The organism is Pseudomonas brassicacearum (assembly GCF_009601685.2).
GTDB classification, from domain to species: domain Bacteria; phylum Pseudomonadota; class Gammaproteobacteria; order Pseudomonadales; family Pseudomonadaceae; genus Aquipseudomonas; species Aquipseudomonas kilonensis_B.
Genome location: NZ_CP045701.2, coordinates 6164474 through 6179999 on the forward strand (window position 1 = coordinate 6164474; position 15526 = coordinate 6179999).

12 protein-coding genes are annotated in these 15526 nt (G+C 64.1%); 1 reads left to right on the forward strand and 11 read right to left on the reverse strand.

Features of this window, described 5'->3' with window-relative positions; translation table 11 throughout:
* Positions 1-254 precede the first annotated feature (254 nt).
* A complete protein-coding gene (locus GFU70_RS26785; protein ID WP_058544215.1) occupies positions 255-1169 on the forward strand; it encodes a LysR substrate-binding domain-containing protein in 915 nt (304 codons plus the stop codon).
* A 118-nt stretch (positions 1170-1287) separates the two neighbouring features.
* Here GFU70_RS26785 and madM read toward each other — a convergent pair whose 3' ends face one another.
* The 11 genes from madM to GFU70_RS26840 form a co-directional block, all read right to left on the reverse strand.
* Positions 1288-2052 carry a malonate transporter subunit MadM gene (gene madM / locus GFU70_RS26790; protein WP_058544222.1) on the reverse strand — a complete coding sequence of 255 codons (765 nt, stop codon included), beginning with the start codon at positions 2050-2052 and terminating at the stop codon, positions 1288-1290.
* 5 nt (positions 2053-2057) lie between these two features.
* Complete coding sequence (madL, locus tag GFU70_RS26795) at positions 2058-2450, reverse strand: malonate transporter subunit MadL (RefSeq protein WP_153389040.1); 393 nt, start codon at positions 2448-2450, stop codon at positions 2058-2060.
* A gap of 67 nt (positions 2451-2517) precedes the next feature.
* A complete protein-coding gene (gene mdcH / locus GFU70_RS26800) occupies positions 2518-3438 on the reverse strand; it encodes a malonate decarboxylase subunit epsilon (protein ID WP_058544217.1) in 921 nt (306 codons plus the stop codon).
* The gene (locus GFU70_RS26805; RefSeq protein WP_193034266.1) at positions 3435-4058 is read right to left on the reverse strand and encodes a malonate decarboxylase holo-ACP synthase; all 624 of its coding nucleotides are present in this window, start codon (positions 4056-4058) and stop codon (positions 3435-3437) included. Before GFU70_RS26805 ends, mdcH begins: the two co-directional genes overlap by 4 nt.
* The gene (gene mdcE / locus GFU70_RS26810; protein WP_153389042.1) at positions 4052-4855 is read right to left on the reverse strand and encodes a biotin-independent malonate decarboxylase subunit gamma; all 804 of its coding nucleotides are present in this window, start codon (positions 4853-4855) and stop codon (positions 4052-4054) included. Before mdcE ends, GFU70_RS26805 begins: the two co-directional genes overlap by 7 nt.
* On the reverse strand, positions 4852-5703 hold the full coding sequence (locus GFU70_RS26815; protein ID WP_058544220.1) for a biotin-independent malonate decarboxylase subunit beta: 852 nt from the start codon (positions 5701-5703) through the stop codon (positions 4852-4854). The genes mdcE and GFU70_RS26815 overlap by 4 nt, the downstream gene beginning before the upstream one ends.
* Entirely contained in the window at positions 5696-5995 is a 300-nt protein-coding gene (locus tag GFU70_RS26820; RefSeq protein WP_003206454.1) for a malonate decarboxylase subunit delta, read from the reverse strand. Before GFU70_RS26820 ends, GFU70_RS26815 begins: the two co-directional genes overlap by 8 nt.
* Positions 5995-6870 carry a triphosphoribosyl-dephospho-CoA synthase gene (locus tag GFU70_RS26825; RefSeq protein WP_064106882.1) on the reverse strand — a complete coding sequence of 292 codons (876 nt, stop codon included), beginning with the start codon at positions 6868-6870 and terminating at the stop codon, positions 5995-5997. The genes GFU70_RS26820 and GFU70_RS26825 overlap by 1 nt, the downstream gene beginning before the upstream one ends.
* Positions 6871-8541: a malonate decarboxylase subunit alpha gene (gene mdcA, locus GFU70_RS26830; protein ID WP_116643654.1), complete on the reverse strand. Its 1671-nt coding sequence runs from the start codon at positions 8539-8541 to the stop codon at positions 6871-6873.
* A gap of 488 nt (positions 8542-9029) precedes the next feature.
* Positions 9030-9512: a chemotaxis protein CheW gene (locus GFU70_RS26835; protein WP_058544371.1), complete on the reverse strand. Its 483-nt coding sequence runs from the start codon at positions 9510-9512 to the stop codon at positions 9030-9032.
* Entirely contained in the window at positions 9505-15432 is a 5928-nt protein-coding gene (locus GFU70_RS26840; protein ID WP_153389043.1) for an Hpt domain-containing protein, read from the reverse strand. The genes GFU70_RS26835 and GFU70_RS26840 overlap by 8 nt, the downstream gene beginning before the upstream one ends.
* Positions 15433-15526 lie beyond the last annotated feature (94 nt).

A 15526-nucleotide genomic window follows, 5' to 3' on the forward strand; every position in this document is an offset into this window, starting at 1 on the left:
CCAAGGCTCAGGCCTGGCGCGCCAAAGTGCAATGCTTTGCTTCAAGCCAGCCAAGTACGAACCTGTGGCAAAAGACTTATCTGTGGCGAGGGAGCTTGCTCCCGCTTGAGTGCGCAGCGCTCACAAGATTCTTGGGGCGGCTTCGCCACCCAGCGGGAGCAAGCTCCCTCGCCACAACAGCTTCCAAGCGACATAAATCGCGTCGCTGGGAAGACATGGGGCACAATCGGCCAATACGAATAAGAGTCCGCCCCATGCTGATCGACGAAGAATTGACCCTGAAGAAACTCGAGGTGTTCCTGGCCTTCATGCGCACTGGCAACCTGGCGCGGGCGGCCGCCGAGTTGCAGACCAGCAACGTCAGCGTGCACCGGGCCATTCACTCGCTGGAGAGTGCCCTGCGTTGCCCGTTGTTCAAGCACGAAGGCCGCAACCTCACGCCGTTGGAAAGCGCTTATGTGCTGGAAGAGCGGGCGCAGAGGCTGATCCAGGACGTGGTCGAAAGCGTACGCCTGACCCGCGAAGCCGCCGGTTTCTCCGCCGAACGCTTCAAGCTCGGCTCGCTGTATTCATTGACGGTCAAGACCGTGCCGCAACTGATCATGGGCCTGAAGATCCGCCGCAGCGAACTCAATATCGACCTGATCCTGGGTTCGAACATCGACCTGCTGTACAAGCTCAAGAACATGGAGGTAGACGCGATCCTGATCTCCCTGGACGACAGCGTGAACGACCCGGACTGCGAGCATATCGAGCTGTTTTGCGACGACATCTTCCTCGCCACACCGGCCGATTCTCCCTTTGCCCAACGCACTGAGGTCGATCTGGCCGAGGTGCGCGACGAGACGTTCATTACCCTGACCCAGGGGTTTGCCACGCACCAGGACGGTATCCGGGTGTTCAAGCAGGCGGGGTTCGAACCTAAGGTGGCGATGCAGGTCAACGACATCTTCACCCTGCTGAGCATGGTCAGTTCCGGGGTGGGCTATGCGTTGCTGCCAGGACGAATTGCGGCGGTGTATGAAAACCGGGTGAAACTGATCCCATTGCAGGAAAAGTACCGGTTGCAGCAGCGCATCGGCGTGGTGTTCCTGAAGGCCAAGGAGCGTGATCCGAATTTGCTGGCGCTGCTGGCTGAGTGCCGGATGTATGCCAATCGGCAGGCTTGAGACCGTGTTGCCTTCATCGCGAGCAAGCTCGCTCCCACAAGGGATGTGTGAACACCGATCCAATGTGGGAGCGAGCTTGCTCGCGATGGGGACAGTCCTGTCAGCAAGAGACTTTGCCTTACCCCATCAACCCCCGCATGATCAGAAACAACAACGAAGGCCCCAACAAGCAACCAAGCGCCGTATAGAACGCCGCCGTCAGGCAGCCATATGGCACCAGCTTCGGATCGGTCGCCGCCAACCCACCGGCCACACCGCTGGAGGTACCCATCAAGCCACCGAAAATCACCGCACTGCGTGGATTATTCAGGCCAATTAACGGTGCCACGAACGGCGTCGCCACCATCACCAGGATCGCCTTGATCAACCCGGCGGCAATGGACAGCGCCATCACTTCGGAACTGGCACCAATTGCCGCTCCGGTCACCGGCCCGACGATGTAGGTCACCGCCCCGGCGCCAATGGTGGTCAGGCTCACCGCATCGGTGTAACCGAAGGCCATTGCCACGCCCACGCCAGCAATGAACGACGTACCGACCCCGACAAACAGCGCCAGCACCCCGACAAAGCCGGCGCGCTTGAGTTCTTCGACACTCACGCCAAACGCCGTGGCGACGATGGCGAAGTCCCGCAGCATCGCACCACCCAGCAAGCCGATCCCGGACAGCAGCGGAATGTCCACCACGCCCTTATGCCCGCCGGTCACGGCACCGCCAATGTAGGAGAGCACCAGCCCCAGGAGAATGGCGATGGCCGAGCCGTGCAGGCGGCCTTTGGTGAACGTGTCGCTGATCCAGTAGGACACCCACATGGTGATGCCGACAATGGCAAAACCGCTGATCAGGCCGTAGCTGGTGATGACTTTCATCATGGATTCGTACATGGCAATCACCCGACCGTCTTAACGGAAACATCGGCCTGAGGCCCTTTGTTGCCAATGCGCACCAGCACCGGCACCATCGCAAAGGCAATCACCACCGCCAGGGTCCCGGCCAGGATCGCCATCGGCCCGCCCTTGAGCGCGCCGTAGACGTTTTGCTGCGCCGCCATCGCAACCACGATGGGGATGTAGATCGCACTCCAAAATTCCACGCCAGCCTCGGATTTGCCCTTGAACAGGCCGCGCTTGCTCAGGTAACTGCCCAGGCCGATCAACAGCAGCATCGCAATGCCGACGCCGCCGACGTTGGCCGGCACGCCGATCAACTTGCCCAGCAGCTCACCGATAAAAATACCCGTCAGGGTACAAAAGGCCAGAAATGCCACACCGTAGATAATCATTGTTGTAGTCCTCAAAGTGCATCGTCGAAGTTGTTGTTTTTGTGCTTCGCCAGCTTGAGTCGGTGGTTTAGGGTTGGCGGTTTCCCTCCTCACGCAACAGCGCTTGCAAGGTGTCGAGCCGGGCGCCGTCGAAAGCCATGACAGTGCCTTGCTCGAATACCCGGCGCGCCAGGGCGGTCAGTACCGCACCGGGGGGCAGTTCGATTTGCAGTCGTACGCCACGCTCGTAAGCGCTTTGCACGGTACCGCGCCAATCCACCACGCGGCACATGTTGAACGCCAGGTCGTCGCGCAAGGCCTCGGTGTCGATCACCGGTCGCGCGCGGCTACCGCTGAGATAACCCAAGGCCGGTGCTTTCAACGGCACGTCGGCAAATGCCTGGGCCAATGCCCGGGCCGGTGCTTCCAGCAACGGGCAATGGGACGGCACACTCACCGCCAGCCGACAGGCCTTCCCGGCCCCCAGGCTTCGCGCTTGCCTGGCAACGTCGGTCATGGCCTCGTCGCTGCCGGCGATGACCACCTGGTTATCGGCGTTGATGTTGGCCAGATAGACCGGGGTACGGTCGCTGTGCACCTGCGCCAGCAACGCTTCCACTGCCGCGAGGTCCAGGCCGATGATCGCGGTCATGCCATAGCCTTGCGGGTACGCCTGCTGCATCAATTCGCCCCGCAGGCTGACCAGTCGCAAAGCATCCTCGAACCCCAGCGCTCCGGCCACTACCGCTGCCGGATAAGCACCGATGGACAGCCCCGCCACGTAATCCGGCGCAGGGGCCAGTTCCAGCAATCGGCGCGACGCTGCCACGCCGGCGATCAACAGGCACAGTTGCACGGCGCGGGTCGATTGCAAGGCCTCGGCACTGTCCAGTTGCAGCACGTCCTCACCGAGCACGTCACCTGCCTCGTCGAGGACTTGCGGCGCCAGGCCATGGAGCATCCCCACGCGCTGCGCACCCTGGCCGGGAAAGACGAAGAGGCTGCTCACGCGACTTGCTCCAATGAAGGCTGCCAAGGATCGCTCACCAGCCGTGCCTGAACATCATCCTTGAGCAGGACCCGCCGCGACGAACCCGCCCACTCGCGCAAGGCGACGGCACCGCAGGGCGTTTGCAATTGCAGGTCCACGGCGCAGACCGAAGCATCCAGTTGCGCCAGCAACTCCTTGGCCTGGAGTCGGTCGATAACGTGCGGCGCCCGCAGAATCAAATCCAGGTCGCTGCGTTCATGCAGCGCCTCGACGCCCGTGGCGAGCTCGAACCCGGCGCTGCCGCTGACGCCCCAGACCCAGCCACTGGCATCGAGCAGCGGACGCAGGCGGGACAGCGCTTGCAGGGCTGGCAAGTCACGAGTCGACGGAACATGACAAAGATCTTCCGGCCTTACACGACGGGAAATCGCCGCGACCGCCATCGACGTTGCATAACGCTGCTCGCGCAAGCGCCCGCGCACGCCGACCGCGATTTGATCCGGTGCCGTCAGCGCGCGTCGAACCACCACCGGTTGACCGGCGGCAATCGATTCGACCACCCATGCCGGCGCACCCGCAGGCAGCTGCCCCGGGGTCAGCCCCCAGAGCAGGTCATGGGCCAGATACCTATTCACCACTGCGCTCTCAGCAGCTGGCGCACGGTGCTGGAAGCCGCGCGATGGGTCGCACCGAGGCGACTGCTCAAGTCCCGAGGTGCCCCGGCAACATCGTTGATCGCCTGTTGCAGGCAATCCGTTACCCGAGCCAGATCCGCCGCCGTCGGTTGCTCGATCTGCTCCACCGACAAGGTTTCCCACAGCAGGCCCAAGCTGGCAAAGCTTTCGATGTCATAAGCCATTGGCGGCACGCTGGCAGCCAACGCCTCAAGCTCTTCGACACTGCGCAGGGTCACCCGCGCCGCCGAGGCCTTGCCCATGGCGTGGACCATCACGCCCGGGTCGCGCAGGGCAATCAGCCGGTTGGCCTGGTAGCCGTGGGCCAGGAACGCCCCGGACATGGCCTTGCCCACCAGCAAACCGATCACCGGATGTCCGGCCAATCGGGCGCGGGCGTAACTGTCCGCCGCACCGGCCAAGGCCTGATGAATACCCAGGGCTTCTTCACGCCGGCCGTAGGCCTGGCTCGGTACATCGACAATGGCGATCAGCGGACGCTTGTTGACTGCCTCGCGGTCGGCGTCGATAGCATCGTCCACCGCTTTAGCCAGGCCCCAGCCCTCCAGCAAACCGACTTCGCCATTGCGAGCACGGGGAAAGCGACTGTCGGGATCCGCCACCACGGCCAGCAGGCGCACGGTTTGCTCGCCCAGCCGGACGTCAGCGACTTTCAACGAAGCCGGCAAGCCTTCCAGCGGTTTGGCGTCGCCACCCAAGGCCTCGAACCAGCGCAAGCCTCTCAACGAATAGGCACTCATGGGCGTTCTCCCTGATACAGCTGGCGAACCGTAGCCGGTTCGATTTGCACTTTTGTGTCCAGGCGGGCCAGACGTTGCAGGAACAGCTCGGCCTGGCCGCTGCGGTGTTCGGCGGCAATGCCCTGATGCAGCAACTGGCCGACCTGTTGGCGGATCTGCGCCACATCATCGGCGACGTAACGGTCCACCAGCCCACTGGCGAAACGCTGTTCGCCGCCGGTCAGGCTCCAGATGAATGGCCGGTCACGGGAGTCGTATTCGTCGATCCCGGCCTCCTGTTCGATCACTTGTGGGCCGTTCAGGCCCAGCCGCGCTTCCTGGGTCACCAGCAGATAACTGCACAGCCCGGCGGCGATGGACATGCCACCAAAGCAGCCGACGCTGCCAGCCACCACGCCGACCACCGGTTGGTATTGGCGCAGATCGACAATCGCCGAATGAATCTCGGCAATCGCCGCCAACCCGAGGTTGGCCTCCTGCAACCGCACGCCGCCGGTTTCCAGCAGCAACACGGCGCGGGTCGGGATGCCCTTGCGGTTGTCCTCGGCGGCTAGTTCCAGCGCACCGGCAATTTTCGCCCCGCCGACTTCGCCGAGGCTGCCACCCTGGAACGCGCCTTCAATGGCGGCGATTACCACGGGCAGGCCATCGAGCGTGCCCTTGGCGATCACCACCCCGTCGTCGCTTTGCGGCACTACGCCCTGGCGCAACAGCCACGGCGACATGACCCGTTGGAACGGGTCGAGCAGTTCACGGAAGGTGCCGTCATCGAGCAAGGCTTTCGCCCGTTGCCGGGCGCCGAGTTCGACGAAGCTGTGCTTGTTGAGCAACGCTGCACTGTCAGTCATGGCCGATCTCCTCGAAGCCTTGCTCCAGGCGCAAACGCACCACGCCGGGGGTAGCGCCGAAATCGTGGATGTCGATAGACAAGGCCGGCGGTGTCTGGCCGTCGAACATGCGGGCGAACAGGTGCTGCCAGCGTTGTTCACTGCCGTTGACCGAGGTCTGCACCTGGATGGTCAGCTTGCCCGCCAGGCCGGGTTCGATCAGTACTTCCAGGTCGCCCGAACCGACACAGCCCACCAGCGCCCGGCCCCGAGGCGGCTGCCCGGCGGGGAATTCAAAGGATAAGGTTTCCATCAGCACACTCCAGGGAAGAGGCCATCGCCGCGTTCGATACGGTCGAGGAACAGGCAGGCGGCGAGCAGGTCGGCAGCACCACCGGGCGAGGCATTCAAGGCAATCAGTTGTTGGTCCAGCGCGTGCAATTGGCGACGACCGCCCAGGCTCGCACTGCCACCGGCATCGAGCACAGCCTTGGCCCCCTGTTGCATGGCCTGCAAACCCGGCTCGCCAGCGCGGTAGAGCACGCAGGTGTCGGCCAGGGTGGTCATGATCGCCAGCAAGGCATCGAGCCGGGCGTTCTGCTCTCCCGCGCCCGCCGCGCGACTGCGCTTGAGCTGCGGCAGGCCCAGGCCAGTCACCGCGGGAAACGCCAGTTGCGCTTCTTCCCGGGCACCGCGTACGCCGTAGCGTTGGGCTACCTGGGCGCCATGGCTCAAGGGTTGGGGCGCATAACGGTCGTTGAGCAAGGCCAGCCGGGCAGCACGTAAAGTGACGGCGCCAGCGACCCTGGATTCAGATTCCAGCGCTGCCGCAGCGACCAACAGGCCCAAGGCCCAGATCGCACCCCGGTGCGTGTTGACGCCGCCAGTGGTGACGAGCATCGCGGCTTCACCTTCACGGCCGATGCGTCCCAGGGCTTCGCGCAGCGGCAAGCCGATCTCGCCACAGTCAAGGGCGGCTTCGGCCATTTCCTTGAACGCCGGCCACAGCGACAGTGCCGAGGCGTGCATCAGACCCAGGTGCAGGTCGGTGTGGGCGCCATTGCCACGCCGGTCCACCAAGGCCGGTTTAGGCGAGAGGTCGGCTTCGTCGATCAGCGCATCCACCGCCATATCCGCCAGGCGCTCGGCCAAGGACAGTTTTTTCGGTTGCAGGTTGAAGGCGTGCATTTACCAGCTCCTGAACTTGGCGGGCGGGTTGTAGAGGCCACCGGACCATTCCACCAGATCGGCCACGCTCTTGGCTGCAAGCAACTCGCGGGTGGCATCGGTGCGGCGGATGCCGAGGTCCTCGGGCAAGGCGATCAGCCCTTCGCGGCGCATGCGCGCGGTGTCTTTCGGGTTGTGGCGCAGGCCAATGGCAGTAACGCCGGCCACGGCCGCGATCATCGCCTGGCGCTCCTCCAGGGAGCGGGCCTTGTACAGGTAGGCGATGCCCTCTTCGGTCAGCAGGTGGGTGACGTCGTCGCCGTAGATCATGATCGGCGCCAGGGGCATGCCGGCTTTCTTCGCCACGTCCACCGCATCGAGTGTCTCGACGAAGGTCGGTTTGCCGCCCTCCTGGAACGTCTCGACCATCTGCACCACCAGCTTCTTGCCGCGTTCGAGCAACGGCGCCTCGCCATCGCCGTGGCGCATATCGAGCCAGGCCGGCGTGCCGTGACGACGACCGCGCGGGTCGTGGCCCATGTTCGGCGCACCGCCGAAGCCGGCCAATCGGCCACGGGTCACGGTGGAGGAATGGCCGTCGCCGTCCACTTGCAGGGTGGCGCCGATGAACAGGTCCACCGCGTACTGCCCGGCCAGTTGGCAGACCATGCGGTTGGAGCGCAGCGAGCCATCGTGGCCGGTGAAGAACACATCCGGCCGGGCGGCGATGTAGTTTTCCATGCCCAGTTCGGTGCCAAAGCAATGCACGCTTTCGACCCAACCACTTTCGATGGCCGGAATCAGGGTCGGGTGTGGATTGAGGGTCCAGTTGCGGCAGATCTTGCCCTTCAGGCCGAGGGATTCGCCGTAGGTCGGCAGGATCAGTTCAATAGCGGCAGTGTTGAACCCGATGCCGTGATTGAGCGACTGGACGTTGTGTTTTTCATAGATCCCGCGGATCGCCATCATCGCCATCAGCACATGCACAGGCTTGATGTGGCGCGGGTCGCGGGTGAACAGCGGCTCGATGTAGAACGGCTTGTCGGCCACCACCACGAAATCGACCCAGGAGGCCGGGATGTCGACCCGTGGCAAGTCGCTGACGTCGTCCACCAACTGGTTGACTTGGACAATGACGATGCCGTCACTGAAGGCCGCCGGTTCGATCAGCGCCGGTGTGTCTTCGGTGCTGGGGCCGGTGTAGATATTGCCGGCACGGTCGGCCATGAAACCGGCCGAAAGCACCACGTTGGGGATCAGGTCCACCACCAGCCGGGCATAGAGTTCGATGTAGGTGTGGATCGCGCCAATTTCCAGCAAGCCATCTTCGAGCAACTGGCTGATGCGCAGGCTCTGGGTGCCGGCAAAGGAGAAATCGAGCTTGCGAGCGATGCCGCGTTCGAACAGGTCCAGGTGCTCGGACCGCCCGACGCTGGGCATGATCATGTGCAAATCGTGCAGCTTCGAAGGGTCGACCTTCGCCAGGGAGCGGGAAAGGAAGTCCGCCTGCTTCTGGTTATTGCCCTCCAGCACCACACGGTCGCCGGGCAGGATCAACGCCTCCAGCGCCGCCACGATCTTGTCGGTGGGCAGCACCACACCGTCGGCAAGCCCCTTCACCAGCCCGAGACGCCGCTGCTTTTCGCTGCGCCGCCGCGTCCAGCGCGAGTCGGGGGATATTGTTGTTGTCATGACCACTCCACGGGTTCGCTGTCGTGGAGGTCACATTAGGAGTGTTGTGGCGCGGGCATCAATCAAGCTCGACGGCGGATCGTTACGGTTGGAGTAATGATTGAACGCCATCCTTGCTCGCGATGGCGTCGAATCAGTCAACATTGTTGTTGCCTGACACTCCGCTATCGCGAGCAGGTTCGCTCCCACATAGGTCGTTTATAAGATCAGTGCTCACCGCTAATCCTGTGGGAGCAAAGCTTGCTCGCGATAGCGATGGGTCAGATTGCATCAATGCAGAATGTGCCGCCGCCTTAGCGAGCAAGCCCGCACACAATTGGATTGGGTACACCTGCAATCGCAGGTCGGCTGTCAGGCCGCCTCGCGAGCAAGCTTTGCTCCCACAGGTCCTGCTCACACAAATCTGGTTGGGGTACACCCGCAAGAGCCAGGCCGGCTGTCAGGCCGCCATCGCGAGCAAGCTCGCACACATTGGAACTTCGTATGTCTCAGGTTTTGTAGGGTTGAATCAGGCCCGCAGCCATCACCAACTCCTCCAACGCCAGCAGATCCGGCACTTTCGCCACGTGTTCCCCGACCTGCACCGCCGCCTGTTCCAACCCACACAGCGGCACGTCGACGTAGCTCAATTGGCTGTCGAGCTTGTAGGAGCGGGGGATGCCTTGCACCAGCAGGGCAATGAAACGCAGCTCCGGCCGCCCGCCCAGGGCGTTGAGCACGACGATGCGTGCTCGCTCGCCAATCACGGTTTTCTGGCCGCAGGCCGACTCGAAGCTCAGCAACGGGATTTGCCGTTCGCGCCAGCTCACCCAGCCCAGGAACCACGGCGGGGTGTCCATATCGAATACGCTGTCCTGGTAGTCGATCAGTTCGGCCACGGCCACGTTGGGCAACACCAGGTGCCGGTCGGCCAATGGCAGCAGCAGACCGGTGAGGGGGCTGGTGCGCGAGTGAAGATGCAGGTCATGCATGGGTTTTGCTCCAGTACGCGATGCTGTCGAGCAGCACCGACTCCTGGTACGGCTTGCCCAGGTAGTCGTTGACGCCGATGGCCATGGCGCGGTCGCGGTGTTTCTGGCCGGTGCGGGAGGTGATCATGATGATCGGCAGGTGCGCCAGGCGCGGGTCGTTGCGCACCTGCGTGGCCACTTCGAAGCCGTCCATGCGCGGCATCTCGATGTCCAGCAGCATCAGGTCAGGCATATGTTCGGCCAACAACGCCATGGCGTCCACGCCATCCTTGGCGGTCAAAACGTGCATGCCGTGGCGCTCCAGCAAGCGGCTGGTGACCTTGCGCACCGTCACCGAGTCGTCCACCACCAGCACCAGCAGCGGCCGTTGCGATTCGCCCTCGCCCTCAGCCGGCACCTGGCGGCGCGGGACCTGGTGGGGCAAGGCGCGGATCGGCGCCAGCAGGTCGAGAATCAACACCACCCGGCCGTCCCCCAGGATCGTCGCCCCGGACAGCCCCTGCACCGCCGAAAACTGCGGACCGAGGCTCTTGACCACGATCTCCCGGGTCCCGGCGGTAGCGTCCACCTGCACAGCGACATGCCGCTCATTGCACTGCACCAGCAGCACCGGCAACGGTTGGCTCTGGCCCAGCAGTTTCGGGCGGGTGCCGGTTTTCAGCAGCTCACCGAGGTAGCACAGCTCATAACGTTGCCCGGCATAGGTGTAGGTCGGCGGATCGAGCTGGTAATAGCCATCCAGTTCGACGGGCAACACCCGGACAATGCTCTCGATGGTGTTCAGCGGGATCGCGTACTGGTCTTCCTGGCAGTGCACCATCAACGCCCGGTTCACTGCCACGGTAAACGGCAGGCGAATGCGAAAATGCACGCCCTGCCCCCGCGTGGAATCGATGATCATGCTGCCGCCCAGTTGCCGAACCTCTTCGTGGACCACGTCCATGCCAACGCCGCGGCCGGATATCTGGGTGATTTTCTCAGCAGTGGAAAACCCCGGCTGCAAGATGAACTGCAGCACGTCGCGGTCGCTGATGTCGCTGTCCGGCGCCAGCAAGCCACGCTTGATCGCCTTGTTGCGCACCGCCTCCAGCGGCACGCCGGCGCCATCGTCGCGGATGTCGAAAATAATGTCGCCGCCTTCCCGGGACAGGTCGAGGCTGATGCGTCCGCGTGCCGGCTTGCCGGCGGCAATGCGCACGTCGGCCGGCTCCAGGCCGTGATCGACGGCATTACGCAACATATGTTCAAGCGGCGCGGCCATGCGCTCCAGCACGTTACGGTCCATCTCGCCCTCGGCATTGCCGACCACGAACTCCACGTCCTTGCCCAGTTCCTGCGCCACTTGCCGGACGATGCGCTTGAGCCGTGGCAGCATGCGTTCGAACGGCACCATGCGCGTACGCATCAGGCCTTCCTGCAGCTCGGTGTTGATCCGTCCCTGCTGTTGCAGCAGGACCTCGGCATCGTGATTGCTACGGTCGAGGGTTTCCTTGAGCTCAAGCAAGTCCGAGGCGGATTCGAACAGTGCCCGGGACAACTGCTGCAATTGGGAGTGGCGGTCCATCTCCAGCGGGTCGAACTCTTCATAGCCCAGGCGCTCGGCCTCGACCTGCTGGCGGCTGAGAATCCGCCCCTGGGTTTCGGTGTCCAGGCGCCGCAACTGGTCGCGCATGCGCTCGATGGTGGTTTCCATTTCACCCAAAGCCACCCGCGCGTCATTGACCTGCTGTTCGATGCGCCCACGGAAGATCGACGTTTCACCCGCCAGGTTCACCAGGTCGTCGAGCAGTTCGGCGGAGACCTTGACCATGTCCGCGCCGTCGCCTGATGTACTGGGGTCCGGCCTTGCAGGCGCCGCTGGCGGAGCTACGGCGGGGGCCGGCTCCGGTACCGGGACAGCCTGCGACGCAGCATTCTCGGAGGGATGATTCACCGCCTGGATCTGCGCGATCAACCGGTCGGCCAGCGGGCACGGGTGGCCGGCGCGCACCGCGTCGAGCATCTGCGCCAGTCGGTCATGGCTGCTTTGCAACAAGGTGAACAACGCCGGGGTCGGCTGAAGCAGGCCCGCCGACAGGCCTTCGTAGAGGTTTTCCAACTCGTGGGCCAGGTCGCCGATGGGCACGATCTCCACCATGCGCGCACCGCCCTTGAGGGTATGCAAATCCCGCAGCAGGGTTTCCACGGCCTGGCGATTCGACGGCTCGTCCTGCCAGCGCACCAGCGCCGCGCCCGAGCTGTCGAGGATGTCGAAGCCTTCCTCAAGGAAGATTTCCAGCAGCTCGGGATCATGGCCGGTGCCGTCGGCCTGGGCCGCTGCGCTCGTCTCGATGCCGTTCGGCTTGTCCTGGCGGAACCTTCGCAGGGCGTCGATCAGCGCTACGGGATCGCCCAACGGCTGGCCCTGTTGCAGCTGCCCAAGCAACAGATCGAGGCGTTCGTGGCTGCTGGCGAGCAGTTGCGCCAGTTCCTCGCTATAGCTGTAGCGCCGGTCTACCAGCCCTTCGTAAAGGTTTTCCAACTCCTGGGCCAGGTCGCTCACTGGCCGGATGTCGGCCATTCGCGCACCGCCCTTGAGGGTGTGCAAGTCACGCTGCAGCGAGGACAGCGGCGCGCCGTTATCCGGATCGGCCAACCAGCGGTGCAGGGCCTGGGCGGCGCTTTCAAGAATGTCCTGGGCTTCTTCGAGGAAAATCGCCGCGAGGTCATCTTCCATCGAAGTATCGACGGGCGCGTCACGCTCCATTTGCGCCGTCGCGTGGCTCAGTTCGCGGATGCTCAGGGTGCGGCTGCCGTCGCTGCGTATCAGGCCGGTGGCCGACGGGTCGAGGCTCTCCTGGAGCAGGCGGCGCAAGGCCTGTACCCGTTCGGGCTGCGGATGCACATGCTGCCCGGCCGCCAGTTCATCGAGCATGTCGATCAGCGCTTCATGGGCGCGCTGGGCCTCCTGGAAAAATTCATCGCTGACCGCCAGGCTGCTTTCTTCAACCGCGCCATAGAGGTCCAGCAAGGCTTCGCAGAGTTCGTCCACCGGGTGCAGGTCGGCCAGGTGCGCGCCTTCGCCGAGTGTGGTCAGCTCATCGAGCAGCGCACTCAGCTCCTGGCCTTCGCCGGGGTGCTGCTGCCAGCGCTGCAAGAGGCTTTCGGCGTCCAGCAGGATGTCCATGCCCCGGGCGAGGAAGTTGTTGATCAGTTGTGGGTCGCGCTTGGTCCGCAGCGCCTTGTCCGGCGCACTGTTGGCGGCATGCAGACGCTCGGCCAGCAGGGCCTGGGCGCGCTGGATCAGGTCCTCGGCGCCGGGGATCGCGGCCAGCGGCTCGCTGTGCAACTGGCGCAAGCCACGGCGCAGCAGGCCTTCGGCTTCCAGCAGCAATTCGACCTCATCCAGGTCGAGGGCAATCAGGTGCGCCCGGTATTCCCGGGCCAGCTCATCCATCGCCCCGGCCAGCTCGGCGATCGGCAGCACGCCGGCCATCGAAGCGCTGCCCTTGAGCGTATGCAAGGCCCGCTGCAATTCATCACTGGCCTGCAAGGGCAGGTGATCGGCCGACTGATCGAGAAAGCGATTGAGGCTGGCGAGGTGGCCCTGGGCTTCGTTGTCGAAGATCTTCAGCAGCAGCGGATCGAGGGCGGTCACGTCCTGCTCGTCCTCATCCTCCTCATCGCCGCCCTTGGCCAGGACATGGGCGCGGGCGGCCAAGCGGTCGACGTCGTCGCGCTGGCGCTGGTGATTGGCCGCGAATTCGGCCACCAGGGCCGGCAACAACTGCACCGTGTCTTCGATCAACTGGCGGACCGAGGCCTGCGGCTCGACACTGCGCTCCAGCACCCGGTTGAGCAGGTTTTCCACGGCCCAGGCCAGTTCACCCAACACCAGCGCCCGGACCATCCGGCCACTGCCCTTGAGGGTATGGAAGGCCCGGCGCAGTTCGCTCAGTGCAGCGTGGTCATCAGGATGCGCACTCCAGCGCGGCAAGTATTCACGCAGGACGTCCAGCACCTCGTCGGTTTCCTCGAGGAACACCTCGCGCAACTCGTCGTCCACCGGACTTTCATCCGGCGGTGGCGGCAACAGGCTGCCCGGGGTGCTCCTGGCCGGCGGATTGACCGCCGAGACCGGGCTGGCCAACACCTGGGCCAAGGATTGCACTGTCTGCGGGTCGTCCAGCTCCTGCAAGTCTTGCATGACCTGGGCTTCGTTGGGGCTCAACACCTCGTCGAGCACCGGCACCCGCGCTTCGTCAGGGAAATAACCGAGCGCGGCCAGGCTCCGCTCGACCGCATCCAACAAGGGTTCGCCGGGGGTTTCGGGGTCCTCGCTCAAGCGCTCCAGGTAGTATTCAAGGCCGGTGATCACGTCGGCCAGGTGGTCGAGTTCTTCCCAACCTGGCTGGGCCTGCTCCAGCAGCAGGTGGTCGCGGATAAACCCGTTGCAGGCCTCCACCAGGCTGGCGGCACGGCTCAGCGGGATCATCGCCAGCGCGCCGCGCACCTGGGTCAGCAGCGCCGGCAAGGGCTGCAGTTGCTCGCTGCTCCAGTCCGCGTCGATGTAGTCGACGATCATGTCCTTGGCCTGTTGCAGGCAGGTGTGGGCTTCCTTGATGACGATCTGGTGGATCTGGGTCAGGTCGGTGGTGGGCAGGTGGGTGTCTTCGCGACTCTCCGGCTCGACGGTGCCGACCATGCCGGCCAGGGTCGCCTCGACGTAGAGCAAGGCCCCGGCGACGTCCATGAGGGTCGCGTCATCCGGCTCGCGCTGGCCCTGGGCGAGGCTCAAGACCACCGCCAGTTGATCGATGATGACCTTGCGCGGCTGGCCGAAACCGAGCACCGCCAGGGTGTCGGCGATCTGCCGCAGCGGCGCCAACAGGCTTTCCAGCTCCGAGGCGTGCTGGCGATCGCTGCGCACGAACAGGTCCAGGCGCTCCTTGACCCGTACCAACTCCTCGCACAGCGCGGCAAGCACCGAGCGCATGGCATCGCGGTCGGGCCCGGCCAGGCGCGCGCGTTCTTCGTCGACCATGGCGCTGTCGGGCAGCGCGTCGTCCAGTGAGTAGCGTTCTTTCATGATCTGCATCTGCCCGCTGGGGTGTTCGGCCTTGGCAATATAGAACAACAAACTCTTGAGCAAGTGGGGCGGTGCCGGCTGATTGATGCCTGGCATGCTTTGGTCCAGCAGGCGCTTGAGTTCCTTGTCGGCTTCCTTGAACAGGCTGCGCAGCGCCGGGCTGTTGGCGATGCGCCCGTCACGCATGCCTTCGACCAGCGCCGAAGCCACCTGCCACAAGGCATTGAGGGGCGCATCGGCACACAGGGTTTCCAGGCGATGGAAGACCTTGGCCAGGTAACCGAGGTAGGTCGCGTCATCCTGTTCGCGCAACAGGCCCACCAGGGCCATTTGCAGGGTCTGGCGACATTTGCGCAAGGTGTTTGGCAGGTCAGCGGGTTCCAGGCGCTGCAAGGCCTCGTCGCTGAGCGGCGCAATATCGGGCAACTCGGGGCTGAACAGGCTGGTTTCCGACAACAGGCTCTCGCCCCGGGCACTGCGCAGGTCGTTGATCAAGGGCAACACCACCAGCGGCAGGTCGCGACGGGCACCTTGTACGCGATCCAGGTAGATCGGCAACTGCCCCAGGGCCTGGCTCAACAGGCTGATGGCTTCGTCGCGATGGGTGACGCGGTTGTCCTGCAGGGCGGCGCACAGCTGCTCCATCTCCTCGGCCAGCAACGCCGCACCGTAGAACTCGACCATCTGCAGGCCGCCGTGGACCTGGTGAATGCACGCCAGGCATTGCCCGAGGGCATCCGACGCCTGCGGATCGTCCACCAGGCGGTTGAGGGCCAGGTGCGCCTGCTTCAGCGTTTCGGCAATCTCGCCCTTGACCCATTCCAGGGCCACATAGTCGTGCCGATCACCCATAACCACTCCAATCAGGAGAACACAACACGCCTGCGGGGAAGGGATTTACCTGTGGGAGCAAAGCTTGCTCGCGATGCAAACACCTCGGTTCCCG